Annotated in this window: 13 protein-coding genes and 1 pseudogene; 5 read left to right on the top strand and 9 right to left on the bottom strand. The window is 61.7% G+C overall.

Annotated elements, in window-relative coordinates; genetic code table 11:
• The first annotated feature begins 23 nt into the window (after positions 1–23).
• Positions 24–1,451 (top strand): aldehyde dehydrogenase family protein, encoded by a 1,428-nt coding sequence (locus OH764_RS29040; RefSeq protein WP_498849519.1) that lies wholly within the window; start codon positions 24–26, stop codon positions 1,449–1,451.
• Here OH764_RS29040 and OH764_RS29035 read toward each other — a convergent pair.
• The 5 genes and pseudogenes from OH764_RS29035 to OH764_RS29015 form a co-directional block, all read right to left on the bottom strand.
• A complete protein-coding gene (locus tag OH764_RS29035) occupies positions 1,448–3,154 on the bottom strand; it encodes a GMC family oxidoreductase (protein ID WP_498849518.1) in 1,707 nt (568 codons plus the stop codon). The two genes, OH764_RS29040 and OH764_RS29035, sit on opposite strands and share 4 nt — an antisense overlap.
• A gap of 150 nt (positions 3,155–3,304) precedes the next feature.
• Entirely contained in the window at positions 3,305–4,339 is a 1,035-nt protein-coding gene (locus OH764_RS29030) for an ABC transporter substrate-binding protein (RefSeq protein WP_498849517.1), read from the bottom strand.
• A gap of 207 nt (positions 4,340–4,546) precedes the next feature.
• A pseudogene (locus tag OH764_RS29025) lies at positions 4,547–4,750 on the bottom strand (DUF4142 domain-containing protein); the annotation flags it as partial.
• Positions 4,751–4,843: 93 nt separating this feature from the next.
• Positions 4,844–6,154, bottom strand: coding sequence for an MFS transporter (locus OH764_RS29020; RefSeq protein WP_498849516.1), 1,311 nt, complete (start codon positions 6,152–6,154; stop codon positions 4,844–4,846).
• Positions 6,155–6,347: 193 nt separating this feature from the next.
• Positions 6,348–7,442, bottom strand: coding sequence for an isocitrate/isopropylmalate dehydrogenase family protein (locus OH764_RS29015; RefSeq protein ID WP_498849515.1), 1,095 nt, complete (start codon positions 7,440–7,442; stop codon positions 6,348–6,350).
• A gap of 109 nt (positions 7,443–7,551) precedes the next feature.
• Between OH764_RS29015 and OH764_RS29010 the strand changes: the two genes are divergently transcribed.
• Positions 7,552–8,472 (top strand): LysR family transcriptional regulator, encoded by a 921-nt coding sequence (locus OH764_RS29010; RefSeq protein ID WP_027804395.1) that lies wholly within the window; start codon positions 7,552–7,554, stop codon positions 8,470–8,472.
• A gap of 52 nt (positions 8,473–8,524) precedes the next feature.
• Positions 8,525–8,908 carry a VOC family protein gene (locus OH764_RS29005; RefSeq protein ID WP_498849514.1) on the top strand — a complete coding sequence of 128 codons (384 nt, stop codon included), beginning with the start codon at positions 8,525–8,527 and terminating at the stop codon, positions 8,906–8,908.
• Positions 8,909–8,947: 39 nt separating this feature from the next.
• Here the strand turns inward: OH764_RS29005 and OH764_RS29000 are convergent, their stop codons facing one another.
• Positions 8,948–9,274 carry a DUF4148 domain-containing protein gene (locus OH764_RS29000; RefSeq protein ID WP_498849513.1) on the bottom strand — a complete coding sequence of 109 codons (327 nt, stop codon included), beginning with the start codon at positions 9,272–9,274 and terminating at the stop codon, positions 8,948–8,950.
• 634 nt (positions 9,275–9,908) lie between these two features.
• A complete protein-coding gene (locus OH764_RS28995) occupies positions 9,909–10,973 on the bottom strand; it encodes a helix-turn-helix transcriptional regulator (RefSeq protein ID WP_498849512.1) in 1,065 nt (354 codons plus the stop codon).
• Between the two features lie 235 nt (positions 10,974–11,208).
• Here OH764_RS28995 and OH764_RS28990 point away from each other — a divergent pair, with 235 nt between their 5' ends.
• The gene (locus OH764_RS28990) at positions 11,209–13,221 is read left to right on the top strand and encodes a glycoside hydrolase family 3 protein (RefSeq protein ID WP_498849511.1); all 2,013 of its coding nucleotides are present in this window, start codon (positions 11,209–11,211) and stop codon (positions 13,219–13,221) included.
• 36 nt (positions 13,222–13,257) lie between these two features.
• On the opposite strand, the gene OH764_RS28985 is transcribed toward OH764_RS28990, so the two are convergent.
• Positions 13,258–13,509, bottom strand: coding sequence for an H-NS histone family protein (locus OH764_RS28985; protein ID WP_498851321.1), 252 nt, complete (start codon positions 13,507–13,509; stop codon positions 13,258–13,260).
• Positions 13,510–13,915: 406 nt separating this feature from the next.
• Here OH764_RS28985 and OH764_RS28980 point away from each other — a divergent pair, with 406 nt between their 5' ends.
• Complete coding sequence (locus OH764_RS28980; RefSeq protein ID WP_498849510.1) at positions 13,916–14,263, top strand: hypothetical protein; 348 nt, start codon at positions 13,916–13,918, stop codon at positions 14,261–14,263.
• A 206-nt stretch (positions 14,264–14,469) separates the two neighbouring features.
• Here OH764_RS28980 and OH764_RS28975 read toward each other — a convergent pair whose 3' ends face one another.
• Entirely contained in the window at positions 14,470–16,905 is a 2,436-nt protein-coding gene (locus OH764_RS28975; RefSeq protein WP_498849509.1) for a two-partner secretion domain-containing protein, read from the bottom strand.
• Between the last annotated feature and the right edge of the window lie 562 nt (positions 16,906–17,467).

Here is a 17,467-nt window from a genome sequence, read left to right as displayed (position 1 = left end):
TGAACTCTTTCTATGGGAAGCGGATGTCGAACGCATTGAAGTTTTATATCGACGGCGCCTGGGTCGAGCCGTCGGGCACCGCACGTCTGCCCGTGGTCGATCCTTGCACGGAAGAAGTCTTCGCTGAAGTCGCGCTAGGCAATGCCGACGATGTCGAGCGCGCCGTGGCCGCCGCGAAGCGCGCGTTCGAGTCGTTTTCTTTGACCGACCCTACCGGGCGGATCGCGCTGATTCGCCGGATACTCGACGCCTATATGGCGCGCTACGATGACATGGCCGACATCATCTCGCGCGAGATCGGCGCGCCGAAAGCGCTTTCGCATGCGTGGCAGGCCGCGCTCGGCAAGCGTCACCTCGAAGAACTGCTCGTAACATGCGAGACGTTCGCGTGGCAGCGCAAGAAAGGGACGACGCTCGTCAATCATGAGCCTGTCGGCGTAGTTGCGTTGATCACGCCATGGAACTGGCCGATCAATCAGATAGTCTGCAAGGTCGCCCCCGCAATCGCCGCCGGCTGCACGATGGTGCTCAAGCCGAGCGAAGTGTCGCCGCTCAACGCCGTGCTGTTCGCCGAGATTCTCGACGCAGCCGGTGTGCCGCCCGGCGTGTTCAATCTCGTGAATGGCGACGGCCCGACTGTCGGCGCCGCGCTGTGCAGCCATCCGGACGTCGACATGGTGTCGTTCACAGGATCGACGCGAGCGGGCGTCGAAATCGCAAAGCTCGCCGCACCGACCGTCAAGCGGGTGCATCAGGAACTGGGCGGCAAGTCGGCGAACATTCTTCTCGACGATGTCGACTTGGAAGCGGCTGTGACGTCGGGCGTCAAGTCGTGCTTCAGCAACAGCGGACAATCGTGCAACGCGCCGACGCGCATGCTCGTGCCGGCAGCGCGGCACGAAGAGGCCGTGCGCATTGCACAGCGCGCGGCGGCCGCGCACCGCGTGGGTCCCGCAGACGATGAAACGACGACGATGGGCCCGGTCGTCAGCGACGTGCAATACGCTCGCGTGCAACGGCTGATCGAAAAGGGCGTCGAGGAAGGCGCGCAACTGGCGGCGGGAGGCCCCGGACGGCCCGATGGTTTGACGCGCGGCTACTACGTGCGCCCCACGGTGTTCGCGAACGTGGACCCGTCGATGACGATTGCGCGCGAGGAAATCTTCGGTCCCGTTCTCGCGATCATCCCGTATCGCGACGACGCAGATGCCATTGCAATCGCGAACGATACGCCATTCGGCCTCGCCGCCTACGTGCAGTCCGCGGACCTGGCGCGCGCCCGGCGTGTGGCGTTCCGTCTGCGCGCGGGCAGCGTCTATGTGAATTATCCGTCGTGGGACCCAGGTTCGCCGTTCGGCGGCTACAAGCAGTCAGGCAACGGCCGCGAGTACGGCGAGTGGGGCCTCGAGGCGTTTCTCGAAGTGAAGGGTATCGTCGGCTACGGCGATTAGGAGCCACTCGTACGGCCGCGCAGCAGGTCGGCAATGCGTTCGGCGATCATGATGGTCGGCACGTTCGTGTTGGCGCATGGAATAGACGGCATCAACGACGCGTCACACACGTGTAGATGTTCGACACCGTAGACCGCGCCGCGCGCATCGGTGACAGCGAGTGGATCGTCGGCAGCGCCCATGCGGCAGGTTCCCGACGGATGCCAGGTGCCGCCCACGGAGCGCGTGACGAACTGCGTGAGCGCGGTGTCGTCGGCGAGCAGTTCGCTCAGCGTCACCCCTTGAGTCACGACGCGCCGCACGAGCGACGCCCGCAACGGGCCGGCGATGTCGAGCAACAAGCTCAGCGCGCTGCGCTGTAACGCGTTCCATGCGCCTGGCACTGCAACGGCTGCGACCCGCGGCGAATAGCTCGACGGAAATACTGTGCCGAGATGCGCGGCCATCGCCGGCGCGGCGAGAGTCCGTGCGCCTAACCGCAGCGCGAGCTTCAGCCGTTCGAGATCGCGCGGGTCGGACAGCATGGCGAAGTCGACCTCGGGTTCATCGAACGCGCTCGACGATTTCAGTTTCAGACGTCCACGCGAATACGATTTGTTGACCCAGAAAAACATCGTGCCGAGACGGTAGCCGACCGAGTGCCAGCCCGAGCGCGACAGTATTGCGCCGTGCATGTCGCCCGGCACGGTGCCGGGCAAGCCCGACGAAAAGCGCACGATTGCCTGTTCGTGATGCTCGTGGCGAAAGGGTGTGCGCGCCGCGCGAGGCAGATAGGCGGACACCGCAATAGACGGATGCTCCATCAGATTGCGGCCCACGCCTTCGCGATGTGCGAGCACGTCGATGCCCAGTGCGGCAAGTTCGCCGGCGGGACCGATGCCGCTTCTCAGTAACAGCGCCGGCGAGTGAATCGCACCGGAGCACACGATCACGCAGCCGGCCCGAATGTCGTGGTGCGTACCGTCAGGCCGGATCATGCGTGCGCCGACTGCACGCCGTCCGTCGAACAGAATGCGTTCGGCGGTTTCGAGGGTGCAAACGGCAAGGTTGGATCGCGCGCGCACGGCTTCGTCCAGATAGCAAACGGATGTGGGTATGCGTTCGCCGCCCGCGCTTACTGCGATCGCCCCGATGAAGGTGCCGTCTTCCCAAGCGCCGTTCTGATCGGCCCGCAACGGATAATCATGTTTCAACGTATCGAGCACGGCTTTCACGAACGGCGAGATGCGCGGCCAGGCAGTGCGCTGAATGCGCAGCGGGCCATTCGCGCCGTGCAGGGCGCTGATACTGGCCTCGCTGGAATTGCCGAAATCGTGGTCCGTTTCGAGCTTGCGAAAGTAGGGTAGACACGCATGCCAGTTCCAGCCTTGCGCGCCGAGTGCATGCCATTCGTCGTAATCGGCGGGCGCGCCGCGGTTGGCCATTAATGCGTTGATCGCGGAGCCGCCACCGAGCAGCCGCGCCTGTTCATAGCGGCGCAATGCGGCAGGCGCGCTCATGCGCGCTTTCAATTGCTGCCAGATGTTCGTGCTGTCGAGGTAGGCGCGACCGGGATAGCGGCTGCGAATGTCGGCTGGCATTGTCGCCTGCGAGATGTCGCGACCCGCTTCGACGAGGCACACGGTCTTGCTGGCGTCTTCGGAAAGACGCGCAGCGAGCACGCAGCCCGCCGATCCGCCGCCAAGAATCAGATAATCGATCACGTTGGATAGATAAGGACTGTGGGGCTCGTGGCTGTGAGTGCGATCCCTGCGATGAATGCGCTGGATGCAATGAGCGCCGCACGATACAAAACGCCCGCGATGAACCGTGTTCCCGCGGGCGCTTCAATCGCATGGCAAGCAGTGTGGCAGCTATTGCATGAACTTCAGCCACCGCGCTTTTGCCTGGATGCCTGCATCCGACGCCCACCAATCTTCAGACATCAGTGCCTGTTTCGCGGCGTTATCAGGCGAGCTTGGCAATTCGCTTGCTCGCTTGGCCGTGATCTTGCCGGTCTTGAACGCTGCGGGGTTCCCTGGACCATAGTCGATGTAAAGCGGCAGGTTGGCCTGCAGCTCGGGCGACATTGCAGCGTTGAGGAAGCGCATGGCGTCGGTCAGATTCGGCGCATTCTTCAGCACGCACAGCTGCGTGTTTTGCAGAATGCCGTCGTTGAATGTGAAGTCGACATCGGGGTTGTCCTTGCGCACCGCGCTCGCGCGGCCGTTCCAGATCATCGTCATATCCACCTCGCCGTCGTGCAGCAATTGCGCGGACTGGCCACCGGAAGTCCACCACACGGTGATGTCGGGCTTGATCTGTTGCAGCTTCTTGAACGCGCGGTCGACGTCGAGCGGATATAGCTTGTCGCGCGGCACGCCGTCGGCGAGCAGGGCGGCTTCCAGTACCGTTTGCGGATCGTTGCGCAAAGCTCGCGTGCCGGGGAACGCTTTCACATTCCAGAAGTCGGCCCAGCTTTGCGGCGGCTTTTTCAGCGTTTTCTTGTTGTAGCCGATCACAGTCGAATAGAACTCATACGCGACCGAGTACGGCGTGCGGTACTTTTCCGGCATGGCGGCAGCGTTGGGGATTTTCGAGAAGTCGAGCTTTTCGAGCAGCCCTTCGCGGCCGCCGCGCAAACAGTTGGAGGTGGGCGTGTCCACCACGTCCCAGATCGGCTTGCCGGTAGCGGCCTGGGCCTTGATCTGTGGCCACGCGTCGGGGATGCTGTCCTGATTGATGGTGATGCCCAGTTCCTTCGCAGCGGGGTCGAGAATCGCTTTGGTCTGGGCTTCCTGATACGTGCCGCCTTGCGACACGAAGGTGATTTTTCCTGCGGCGAGAGCGGGCGCCATGCTCATTGCGCTCAACACAAGAGTCATGGCAAACGGGCGCAACCTTGGCATGCTTATCACGACTTCTCCTCGATACGGTTGAAGCGAAAGACATCATCCAGGTCGGCGCGAATGCGCCTGCGGCTTGCGGCCGGAGGGGCAAATAGCGCTGGCTTGATTGGAAATATAGTGAGTCAATTTGACCGGGGCAACGCCGCAATTGTTGGAGCGGCCATGACATGGCGTTATGTCTGCCGGCGTCGCTTGCCACGCTTGCTTCGCGTGATCGATGACCATCTGTTGCGCGGACGCCTTGACGTCGCTCGACTTCGGGCGCGACTCGGCGAGCTTACCGGCGTCGATATCGACCTGGTTGGCCGTGAGGATGATCGCCGCGATTTACGGATCGGTCGGACCGGCGCTTTGAGCCCAGCTAGCGAGACTGACGAGCGTCAACGCGCCTGGCCAGTGAGGGGCGATCAGTTTCCTGCGGACTCTCCCGTTCAACCAACGTTTCGTTGCATACGACGTTGGATGTCACGACGGAGAATCCTGTTCCCAGACGAGCGTATGCCGTCAGTGGCTGTGGCGCTCGCCGGCGGCTACAGGTGTCTGCTTCGACTGCCGGCTCAGCATCAGCGTGACGACAGCGGACAAAGCCAGCGTTGCGCCGACCACATAGAGCCCCGCCGAGTAACCACCCGTCACGTTCTTGAGCCACCCGATCGCGAACGGACCGACGAATCCGCCGAGATTGCCGATCGAGTTGATCATTGCGATTCCCGCGGCCGCGCCGGCGCCCGACAGGAACATGCTCGGCATGGCCCACAGCGGCGCCTTCGCCGCACTGATGCCGACGTTCACGATGACGAGGGCGAGCACGATCATTAGTGCCGTTGAGGCGTTACCTGCGAACACGAAGCCAAGGCAGGCCAGCACGCACGGAATGACGACGTGCCACGTGCGCTCTTCGGTACGGTCCGAATGCCTCGCCCACAGGATCATTGCGACCACGGCGGCGATGCTGGGGATGCCGGCGAGCAGGCCCGTTTCGAACGAGCCGAAGCCGTACTGCTTGATGATCAGCGGCGCCCATAAGCCGAGCGTGTACAAACCCGCCGAGGTCCCGAAGTAGATCAGCGCCAGAGCGAGAACGCGTGGATCGCGCAGTGCGCTCATCGCACCGGCCGTGTGGCCAGCGTGCGACTGGCGCGCGTCGGCTTCCGTCTTCAGTTTCGCGATCAGCCAGTCGCGCTCTTCCGGCGCAAGCCATTGCGCCTTCGATGGCGTGTCGGTCAGATACTTCAGCACGAAGAAGCCGAGGACGATAGCGGGCAGCGCTTCCAGGATGTAGAGCATCTGCCAGTCCGCGAAACCGGCTATTGATGGAAGCTTCATGATCGCGCCGGAAATCGGCGAGCCGATGGCGGTGGAAATCGGCGCGGCCGCCATGAACCATGCGGCGGCGACCGCACGCTGACGCGTCGGAAACCACAAGCTTAGATACAGGATGATGCCGGGAAAGAAGCCCGCTTCGGCCACGCCCAGCAGAAAGCGCAGCGCATAGAAGCTGTTGGGCCCGACGACGAATGCGGAAGCCAGCGAGACGATGCCCCAGGACACCATGACGCGCGCAATCCACCGGCGCGCGCCGACCTTGTGAAGAATCAGGTTCGACGGAACCTCGAACAGAAAGTAGCCGATGAAGAAGAGCCCGCCGCCGAATCCGAATGCGGTCGGTGAAAGACCGATGGCCTTGTTCATGGTCAGCGCGGCAAAACCCACGTTGACGCGGTCCAGAAAACTCACGAAGTACAGCAGCATTACAAACGGGATGATCCGCAGCATGAGCTTGCGGGACACCCGGCTTTCGAGGTCGGTCATCATTGTCTCCTCCTTGGATGCGTGGGCTGTGCTCGCTTGCAAACGCAGCGCAGCGCAGCGCCGCGCCCGCCGCAGCCGTCGGATGCGGCTGTAGGGCGGCTGTCGTGAGGCGCTCGTGAAGCGCTTATGAGGCGCTTATGAAGCGCTTGTTCCGGCGCGCGTTACACGGCGCGAACTGGTGTCGCGCGATCCAGGCTTACGCGGCGTTGGCAGCGGGCGCTGCAGCCCGCTCGATGAACGCGCAGACGGCAGCGGTCACCTGCGCGGTGGACGCCGTTCCGCCGAGGTCGCCGGTATGCAGCGATTTGTCGGCGGTCACGGCTTCCACTGCCTGCATCACGCGGTTTGCGGCATCGAGTTCGCCGAGGTGTTCCAGCAGCATCACGACCGACCAGAAGGTGCCGACCGGATTGGCGAGACCCTTGCCCATGATGTCGAACGCGGAGCCGTGGATGGGTTCGAACATCGACGGAAAGCGGCGTTCCGGGTCGATGTTGCCGGTCGGCGCAATGCCGAGGCTGCCGGCGAGAGCGGCGGCGAGATCGCTGAGAATGTCCGCATGCAGATTGGTGGCGACGATCGTATCGAGGCTCGCCGGACGATTGATCATGCGGGCGGTCGACGCATCCACCAGTTCCTTGTCCCATGTAACGTCGGGGAATTCCTTCGAGACCTGTAGCGCGATTTCGTCCCACATCACCATTGCGTGACGTTGCGCGTTGCTTTTCGTAATCACCGTTAGCAGTTTGCGCGGACGCGACTGTGCGAGGCGGAAGGCGAAACGCATGATGCGCTCGACGCCTGCACGCGTCATGATCGATACGTCGGTGGCAGCTTCAATCGGGTGGCCCTGATGAACCCGGCCGCCCACGCCGGAATATTCGCCTTCCGAGTTCTCGCGCACGATCACCCAGTTCAAGTCTTCGGGCTTGCAACGTTTCAACGGTGCGTCGATGCCGGGCAGGATGCGGGTCGGCCGCACGTTTGCGTACTGGTCGAAGCCCTGGCAGATCTTCAGACGAAGTCCCCACAGCGTAATGTGGTCCGCAATGTCCGGGTCGCCTGCGGAGCCGAACAGGATAGCGTCCTTGCCGCGAATCGCGTCGAGTCCATCTGCCGGCATCGTCACGCCATGCTTGCGGTAATAGTCGCCGCCCCAGTCGAAGTTCTCGAATTCGAACGCGAACGACTTTGTGGTTCTGGCAAGCGCTTCAAGGACTTGCGCGCCCGCGGGCACGACTTCCTTGCCGATGCCGTCGCCGGGAATGGTTGCGATGCGATAGGTTTGCATGTCTCCGATCCTTCAGATGTTGTAGATGTGAGTGACTCTATCGATATCTGGACGCAAAAACCGGTGCTAGACTCAAAGCATCTTTAACTCTAATTCACAAGTGACGCTGATGCGCGACACCGTCCAGCCGGCCGATTTGAGCTTTTTCTCTACGCTCGCCGCGTCCGGCAGCCTGAGCGCCGCGGCACGTGAGCTGGGGCTGACCGCGGCGGCCGTGAGCAAGCGGCTCACGCAGATGGAGAGCCGCGCCGGCGTGGCGCTCGTCAATCGCACTACTCGCCGGATGATGCTTACGCCTGAAGGCGAGTTGTATTTGCAGCATGCGCGCAGGATTCTCGACGAGATCGACGAACTCGCGGAGTTGCTCGGTTCGGCGAAGAAGAGTCCGAAAGGGCTGCTGCGCGTCAATGCGACGCTCGGGTTCGGGCGCAGCCACGTGGCGCCTGCTATCTCGCGTTTTGTCGCGAAGTATCCGCAGGTGTCGGTTCAGCTTCAGCTGTCGGTCACGCCGCCGCCGCTCACAGACGATACATTCGACGTCTGTATCCGCTTTGGCGAGCCGCCCGATACGCGGGTGGTCGCGCGCCGCCTTGCAGGGAACCGGCGCCTGCTGTGCGCGGCGCCTTCGTATATCGCCTCGCACGGCCTGCCGATGACGCCACACGATCTGACGCGGCACAACTGTATCGGCATTCGCCAGGGCGACGAAGCGTATGGCGTGTGGCGACTGACGTCGGGCAAGGGTGCGTCGCGCAAGACGGAAGCGGTGCGGATCAAAGGCACGCTGACCACCAACGACGGCGAGATCGCGGTGAAGTGGGCGCTCGAGGGGCATGGCATTCTGCTGCGTGCGGAGTGGGACATCAAACAGTATCTGGCCGACGGCTCACTTGTTGTGGTGCTGCCCGATCACGAGACGCCGAACGCGGATATCTTCGCCGTGTACTCGCAGCGGCATCAGATGTCGAACCGCATTCGTGCGTTTGTCGACTTCATCGCTCACGACTTGCAGGACGGAGCGGTTGGTTAATGAGGCTTCGACTATATTGATTCAAGGCGTACCTACCGGATGGAGGCGCAGCATGAGCGTGCAGCTAAACCATACTATTGTCTGGTGCCGGGACAAGCAGGCGTCGGCACAGTTTCTGGGGGACATTCTCGGCCTTCCCGCTCCGATCCCGTTTGGGGAAATGCTGGTCGTGCAAATGGCTAATGACGTGTCGCTTGATTTCTATGAAAGCGATGATCCAATCGCCATGCAGCACTACGCATTTCTAATCAGCGAAGAAGAATTCGAGCGGGCGTTCGCGCGTATACGCGAGCGAGGGATCGAATACTGGGCCGATCCCGGCAAACGGCGCGCTGGAGAAACGTACATGCACAACGGTGGCCGCGGACTTTATTTCGACGACCTCGATGGTCACTTTCTCGAGTTGATGACGCGGCCTTACAAGGTTGGCGCATAGGTTCTCTCGTAGCGTGGGTTAGATCGGCGACAGTTCTTCTCACTGCATCGGCATTGCCGGCATTGACTGCATTGCCGGTTGGCCGTCGACCGACGCGTTCTGCTGGGCCGCATGCATCGCGGCAACTTTTCGTTCTGCTTCCTGAATGTCAGCCGGATAGTTGGGGTCGTCGCCGACAGACGGGTTATATCCGGCGGCTTCGAGTTCTTCGAGTTCATGCATCACTTCAGCACGCGTAAGTTCATGCGAGCCTGGCGAGGGCGATGCTTGTGCGTGCGCCCATGTCGATGTGATCATCAACGCGGTGCTCGCCACCATCATGATGAATGAGCGCGATACTGCGCGGTCTGCATACGTGCGTTTCATGGCAGTGCTCCTGGATGTAAGAGCGTATCGACCGAACCCGGTTTGAGTTCGTTTTGACGTGCTCTGCATCGGTTAACCGGTGTAGCGGGTAACTTATTCCCGGCTGCGAATGCCAATAGCTCCGCCACGCTTGATGTTCCGGCTGCGGTCACGATCAACGCGACGATCGACAATGCCGGGTTGGCGGACACGAGCGGCAGAGCAGCCCAGCCAATCGCTGCGGCCACGCCAGAAAGCGCGGCGTGCCAGCCTTGGATCTTCCGCGACCCTGCTGCCCAATCTTTGACACCACCGGCATGCAGAATAGGAAGGCGCTGCTCGATTACACCTGCGCCAGCACCGATTGCCGATCCGATGCTCGGCAAGAGCGTCTATGCCTTTCTGGCAATAATGCGACGAACTGCCTTACCGGACGAAGGACTCACAACTTGCTCATTGAGAACAATAGCGGCGTCAGACAAGGCTTGCAGAACCAGGGAAGGATCTAACGCAGCATATATCCGTCCGTGTTCGTCCCGCCGGTCGTCCCCTCGGTGACGCGCCAGCTCAGGTAAAGGGTGCCACCCGGTTCGGTGATGGACAGGAGCTTGCGGCGGTCGCGGATTCGCTCGTGCTAAGAACAACGGTCCCCCGACTAGTCCGGCTTGCGTTGTAGCATATGCTGCCGAAACGCTTGAGGCGCCATGTCGCGACGACTGCGAAAAAATCGCGTGAACGCGCTTTGCGACGAGAACCCGAGCATGTCGCTGATTTCGGAGAGACTGCGGCGCGTTTCGCCAAGCAGACGGCATGCTTGCGCCAGTTTGACGCGAGCCTCGAGTTCACTGAAATGCAGACCCTCGACTCGCAACTGACGATGCAATGTCCAGCGCGACGTGTCGAGCCGCTCGCATACTTTCGTGAGCAATGACGATTGGCTTGGCATCTCGTCGTCGGGCTGCGAAACGATTTCGGTGATCAGTTGTTCGACGCTTGCCGAAAAAAGATGGCCACGTCGCACCCGCTGCAACTCATCTTCTGCCTGCTCCAGCAGATGCGGTGCGAGTGTCGCATTGTGCTGCGCGAACGGCTCATCGAGTGTCGGAGCTGCAAAGCGGATGCAATTGGCGCTCGCTCCATACTGAACTGCCGCACCGAAATACTCGGCCAGCAGCCACGCATTGCGCGGTGCCTTGCCTGTCAGCGTGACGTGAAAGACAGTGGACTCCTTCGTGTCATACGCTCGAATCAGCGAGACGAGTACCTGGAAATTGGCGAGCGCCTGTCCGCAATTATGCGGCACGAATTCGGCGACATATTCGAACTGCACCCAATCGGGCGTTTCGCTATAGAAGAGAAAGTCGAATTCGCCAATCAGCGGTCTGAATCGCGCGAAAGCACTCATTGCCTCACGCAATGTTCTCGAGTTAAAGCACACATTGCCGAGCACGGAGAAATGTGGATAGAGCCCGCATGGCCGTTCAGCCAGCCACTCGATCGACGGCGACAGCGAGTGAAGAAGAGTGATTAGCCGCTCGTGTCGAATGCCGTCAATGCGACCACTCACATCGATCAGATGCTGCGCGCTGATGCCGGTGCGCGCGGTGAATACTTCCGGGCCGATCCCGGCGGCTTCTGCCGCAGCGCGCGCATCGGCGGCCAGACGGTTCGATACGGTTCGCCTGCGCCTATCGACGCTCTGTAATGGTTGCGCTGACATCGGCCGCATCGGTCACAGGAAAGAGTCGCAATCCGTCCATCATGCGTTGCCGCGTCAGCCAGGCGCTATAGGGTCTTGCCATGACATGACGCACTGCATCATCCGTCGCGCCACGCAGGGTTAAACGCTGCACCCACCGATCAAACCGGTGAGGACTCTGCCCGTTACGATCATTACGGCAGCCTACCGACAACAAACAGAATGCTTCGGCAAATCTTTCTGGAGGAGGAAATAAATGCATCGCACGTCGCCTTTGATTCGTCGGCTTTCGGTCACGACCACTACCGGCACTGCGCTCATGATCGGCCTTTATGCTTGCGGAGGGAGTCACGTTGATTCGACGGTCACGCAGCGCGATCTCGGACATACCACGCTGCCGCTGCTCACGGTGAATGGTCTTCAATTCAAGGACATGAACCGCAACGGCCAACTCGATCCGTACGAAGATTGGCGATTATCCGCTGAGACGCGCGCGCGCGACCTCACGAACCGGCTGTCCGTGGCGGAAAAAGCCGGCTTGATGGTGCATGGCACCGCTCCGGTCCTCAATGACACGACGGGTGCCGGCACGGGGACAGCCTACGACCTCGCCGCATTGCAGACGCAGATCGGCAATCTGGGCATCAATACGTACATCACGCGGATGAGTACCGATGCGCACACCATGGCCTTGCAGTACAACGAGATCCAGGCACTGGCCGAGAAGTCGCGGCTCGCGATTCCAGTGTCGATCAGTTCAGATCCGCGCAGTCACTTTCAGTACGTAGTGGGAGCGAGCGCGAGCGGCGGCGGCTTTTCGCAATGGCCCGAGACGCTCGGCTTTGCGGCGGTCGGCGACGCAACGCTGACGCGCACGTTCGGCGACATCGTCAGGCAGGAGTACCGTGCGGTCGGCATTACGGAAGCGCTATCGCCGCAGGCAGACCTTGCCACTGAGCCGCGATGGGCGCGCATCAACGGCACCTTCGGCGAAGATGCTGACCTCGCGAAGTCGCAGGTGCAGGCCTATATCGAGGGCTTCCAGGGTGGCACGAACGGCATCAACAGTCAAAGCGTGATTGCCGTCGTCAAGCATTGGGCGGGTTACGGCGCGCAAAAAGACGGCTACGACAGCCACAACTACTATGGCCGGTTTGCGACGTATCCGGGCAACAACTTCGCCTATCACCTGAAGCCATTCGAAGGTGCATTCGCGGCTCATGTCGGCTCCGTCATGCCGACGTATTCGGAGCCGGACGGTCCAGTCACGATCGACGGCATCGCGCTCGAACAAGTGGGCGGTGCCTTCGATAAACCCTTGCTCACCGATCTTCTGCGCGGCAAATACGGCTTTCAGGGCGTGATCGTTTCCGACTGGGGCATCGCATCGGACTGCGATTCGAACTGCATCAACGGCGTGTCGTCTGGCGCTCCGTCATTTATCGGCTTCGGCACGCCTTGGGGCATGGAGACAGCCACGCGCCTGCAGCGTTTCGTGAGGGCGACGACTGCCGGCATCGACCAGTTCGGCGGTGAGAGCGATCCGTCTTTCCTCGTGCAGGCAGTGAGTCAGGGCTTGTTGACCGAGGCACGGCTAGGCGAATCCGCGTATCGCGTACTTCTGCAGAAATTCCAGCAGGGTCTGTTCGATCACCCGTATGTCGGCGCGGATGCAGCTGCCTCGATTGTCGGCAATGCGACGTTCATAGCGAAAGCACTCGACGCTCAGCGGCGCGCGCTCGTACTGCTGCAAAATACGGGCAATGTTCTCCCGATGCAACCAAGCGGCAAGAAAGCATGGCTCTATGGCATCGACGCATCCGTCGCACAGCAATATGGCTACACGGTCGTCACGACGCCGCAAGCCGCCGATGTCGCGATTGTCCGCGTCAGCACACCATACGAGACCTTGCATCCCAACTACGTGTTCGGTGCCATGCAGCACGAAGGCAGCCTCGCGTTCGTCGATGGCAACGCTGACTACGAAGCCATCAAGCAAGCCGCGCTCGCGCCGAAGTCGGTCGTCTCGGTGTATCTGGATCGCCCCGCCATCCTCACCAACGTGAAGGACAAGGTAACGGCCATCGTCGCCAACTTCGGCGTCAGTGACGCGGCGCTATTCGACGTGTTGACCGGCAAGGCGAGACCGGAAGGGCACCTGCCGTTCGAGCTGCCTTCGTCGATGGCTGAAGTCACCGCGCAACTCGAAGACGTTCCGCACGACACCGCGCATCCGCTCTACCCGTTCGGATTCGGGCTGTCGTATTGAACTGATGTCGCGGCTCGTGCACGAGGACGACGCAATCTAACTGCTCACTTGCTCCTCGGACACGAGCCATTGCTCTGTCCTGCCGGATCCGTAGAGCGCAATAAAAGTGTCACCGCGCCGATCTAGCGGCGGCGCGGCAAGGCGCGATCCGCGAACGCTGGAGACGCCGACGACGCTCATCCAATGATGCGGAAGCGTTCTAGGTCCTGATCCTTGAGCCAGCGCCGGTGCGCGGCCGCGCCCGCTCCACGTCTCGCCGGTCTCAGGATTGCGATACTTCGGCGCCACCGGCAGGCCGGCGTTTCTGTGACGCTTGCTAAAAATGTTTTCCGCTGTGAAACCGAACTCCGCAACGGTTTCGCGCACCCGTTCGAGCGCAGATGTGGCCTCTCTCTTCTGGGCTTCGGCGATCAGCTTCCTTAACTGCAACGAGCCAAACCCGTCCTATAGAGAGAGCGGTCGCTCGAAGTCAAGGCATATCCCCCAAGCGGGTGGTATTGCACTGAGGCTTTTCGCGCCCGCGGGCGTTGCGGTGTGTCGTTCGGCCACTTACGACGGGTCACGCATATTCTTGCACGAGGCGTTCATTCGTCTGCGAACGACGAACAGTGCGAACAGCGTGACATGGAAACAGGCGTTGGTTTGGTACATCTACAATGTCGCGTATTGACTGTCAGACATCGATGTCATTGCGATGAGCAAGCCGCTAAACTTGGACCTGCGCGCTCGCGCCGAACTGCTCACCTATCTCGTTGTATCTCATCTTCTCGCGCGGCAGATGACGGGCGAGTGGCTATCCGTCGAACATCTGGTGGAGTCAACGACGCTATGGCTCAAGACGAACGGTGGGGGAGCTGACGTGATGCAGCGCGTGATGCTTTCGACCCGTGCCCTGGACGTCGCTCGAGGCCTCGAACAGACGTTGGGCCCAGCCGTCGCGCCGGCTTCAGTGACGGCGTTGTTCTGCGGTGTCGACAGTTTCAGAAAGCGCTGTCCGGACCAATTCGCGGGCTTGCAAGACGCATGCGCTTTTGTGAACTGACGTCGTACGCGCGAGCACGGGGATGCTCTGGTCGCACTCGCGTATCACGACTGATGCAACGGGCAGCGGACGGCCCAACTACGGACGTTCGTCGATGTTTTCACGCGGACGTTCGAACGTCGGCTTCCGCCCAGACAATGGACATTTCCACGACGTCTTTTCCATATTTCACTGTAAAGCAACGTGTCAGTGCGCCGCAGTCAGGTTCAGTGCGCTAGCTGCCAGCGCAACACAGGGTGCGTCGCCCCCACGGGCATCGCCCATACGCCCGTCGGGCCAAAATCAAACGATGCAAAGGATCCAGGCGTGCTCATCTGTGCGGTCGTGAGTCCATTCGATGCAGGTACCGGCGTCCCATATACGACGCCAACTGTCGCTGTCGTCGATTCCTTATCCCAGTAAACGTCGCCTGCAATCGTGCCGTTATTCGTCCGTGCGATTCCTATGGGCTGATAGAACGGCTGAGTGACGCGGCCCGTCGCGAACGACTGACTGATGGTCCCGTCGTTTGTGACAACAAGTCCGGCGCCGCCGCATGGATTTCCGGCGCTGCCCCGGCAGTATCCTTGAAGCAGCGTTGTGCTGGTCGAGTACGACTGTTCGATCGTGCCCGAGTTGTAGTCGACGAGGCCTCCTGCGCCGTGATTGATATAGCTGAGTGAGTTCAGCGGGCCACTCGAGAAAGACTGCGCGATGAGGCCGCTATTCGCACCCGCGAGACCGCCCAGGCTGCCACCCGCGGTCAACGAGACGCTGCTGGCAGAACGCAAGATTGTGCCGGCGTTCACTCCCACTAGGCCGCCGGCTGACGTGTAGTCCACTCCGGAGGAACCTGCATTAGTGGAAAGGTTACCGGCCGCGTTCACGTGAATGATCGTCCCGCTGTTCGTGCCGGCAAGCATGCCCATATTGCCATAAGCAGGTACTCCGAACGGCCCCGGGCCTGCAACGCCGTTGCCCTGGACGGTCAGATTCCGCACGACGCCCATGCTGCCGACGGCGCCGAACATGCCCACTAGAGGCGGGGCGTATGGGTCGGCAGGCACCCAGGGTTGCAGCGTCAGTGAACTCACCGTATGGCCTTGTCCGTCGAATTGCCCGATGAACGGCGTAACGCTGTTGCCCAGCGGGGCATATGACCCGTCGCTCGTCGCACTTGCATTAATATCCTTGCCCAGCGCGTAGTTGCCGGCGAGGTCGGCGGCCACGTTCTTCAGGTCGTCGAGCAAATTGACGAGCTTGTAGGCGGTGCTTTGCGTCAGCAGTCCGCTGTACGGACCTGGCGTCCACGTCGTATTGAAGAGTTGCGTGCCGGCACTGTACGTCCCGTTGGCGTCGTAGAAAGCGCTGATTGCGCCCGTGCTTTTCGACCAGTCAAGTGTGCCGACGTTGGTGACACTGCCGCCGTTGTCGATCCCGGATGCGTCGGCGCGCAACGTCAGATTGCCCGCACCGGTGTTGGCGATGGTCGTACCCGTCGCTACCAACACGCCGTGGTACGCGGCCAGCGTAAGCGAAGCCGGACCGGACCAGAGCAGGCCCGAGGCGACGCCCAGGTCGCCCGTTGCGCCGTTGGCACCCGTGGTCGTGACATCGACCGACGTGCCTGCATTCAGGCTGCGCTGCAATGTATGCGCAGCGCCCTCATCGATCGTGAAAGCAGGCGTCGAGAGATTCCACTGGCCTGCATGAACTGCTGCGTGCCTGCTGAACGCCAGCTGCGCCGCCTGGGTATCGACGGTGCCACCGCTGCCGTCCGCGTTGCTCGCGGCAATCGACCCGTCCTGCTCGACACGGCCGCCATCGGCGACGAGCCAGACGTGACCGTCGCGGCTGGCCGTGCCAGTTGCACGGACGCGCGTGCCGCCGCCCGCGAGCGCATACACGTTGCCATCGGCGGCCTGCAGGCTGATCTGCGCGGCGGTTATCCGCCCCTTGTTGACGACCGTGCCCTGACTGCCCGTCTGCACGAACACCTGCTTGCTGCTGCCCGAATCCTTTAACAACACCTGCCCACCTGCGGCCAGCTCCGCCGTCCCGTTGGGCGCTGACACGGTGCCATCGTTAATGACTGCGTCCCGGGCAATCAGGAACACATCACCGCCGCTCGAACTGATCCTGCCGAGATTGATCACGGCTGCGTTCGAGTTGCCCGACAGAGTAAGCGAGCCGCTGCCCTGCATGAAAGCGTCGTTGCAGGCGTCCAGCGTGGACGCGACGAAACGTCCGCCGGTTGTCACCACGCCGGACGACCCCACGACGATGCCTTGCGGATTGAGCACATACAGGCTGCCCGTAGCACTGAGCCGGCCGAGGATCGCGGACGGTGAGCCGCCCGTCACCCGGTTGAGCGTCGCGCCCGAGCCATTGTCGAACGTCACGCTGTTGCTCTTGCCGACAGAAAAGCTGTTCCAGTCGACCACACCCCGCGTCGAACCCGGTTGTGTGATTACAAGGCCGTTGCCCTGGCTTGCTATCGCGCCCGTGCCGGCCACGTAGGCGCCGCCTTGTGGAAGGATGCCCGCCGCAAGCGTCCCATGGGCAAAGGACAGCCCGGTGAGCGACATACCGATGGCGAGCCACAGGCGTCCGTCTGACTCTCCGCGATGGGGCGCGGGCCGAGGTAGCTCTGATCGTGACATACATCCCCCTTTCCGCGAGAGGCGCGGAACGGTGCCGATGACCCCGCAGAGCCGATCGGAAACATGTGAGTTCCAACGTCTGAACAATAGTCGCGCGCCGGCCAGTCTGATTGATGTACGTCAACGAATCAGGGCGCAGGAGAGTCGGCGTTCAGGCCATGCCCTGGGCCGGCCCCGCCTTCGGGCGTGACGGGCCCTGTAGGTCGTCGACGCGTACAGTCCGCCATATTCTCTGGCTGCCCAGCCATCGCTACTGAGATTGCCGGGACGAACGCCCTCACGGTCTTCACGATAACCATGGCGACGAAGATTGGGATATGGCCAAATTGGTTCGGTCTTGACGGTCTTAGCGCTGCGGGCCACGCACGTCATGCTGATCAGCGCGTCAACTGTGCCAGCCTTAGATCTCACCTCGATTTCGGTCGCCAGCCACTTGAGCATCGCCAACTATTGCCGGCGCGAAAAGCTCGACGGATGTCCGCAATACTGCGGGTAGCCGCCATTCACGCTCCACCAGCCCGAAGGGCCGATGCGGGTCGGTGTGCGTCTGTCGGCTCCTGAA

The organism is Burkholderia sp. M6-3, from assembly GCF_050858985.1.
Taxonomy (GTDB): Bacteria; Pseudomonadota; Gammaproteobacteria; order Burkholderiales; family Burkholderiaceae; genus Paraburkholderia; species Paraburkholderia caledonica.
This window is presented reverse-complemented; position numbering and strand designations above follow the sequence as displayed.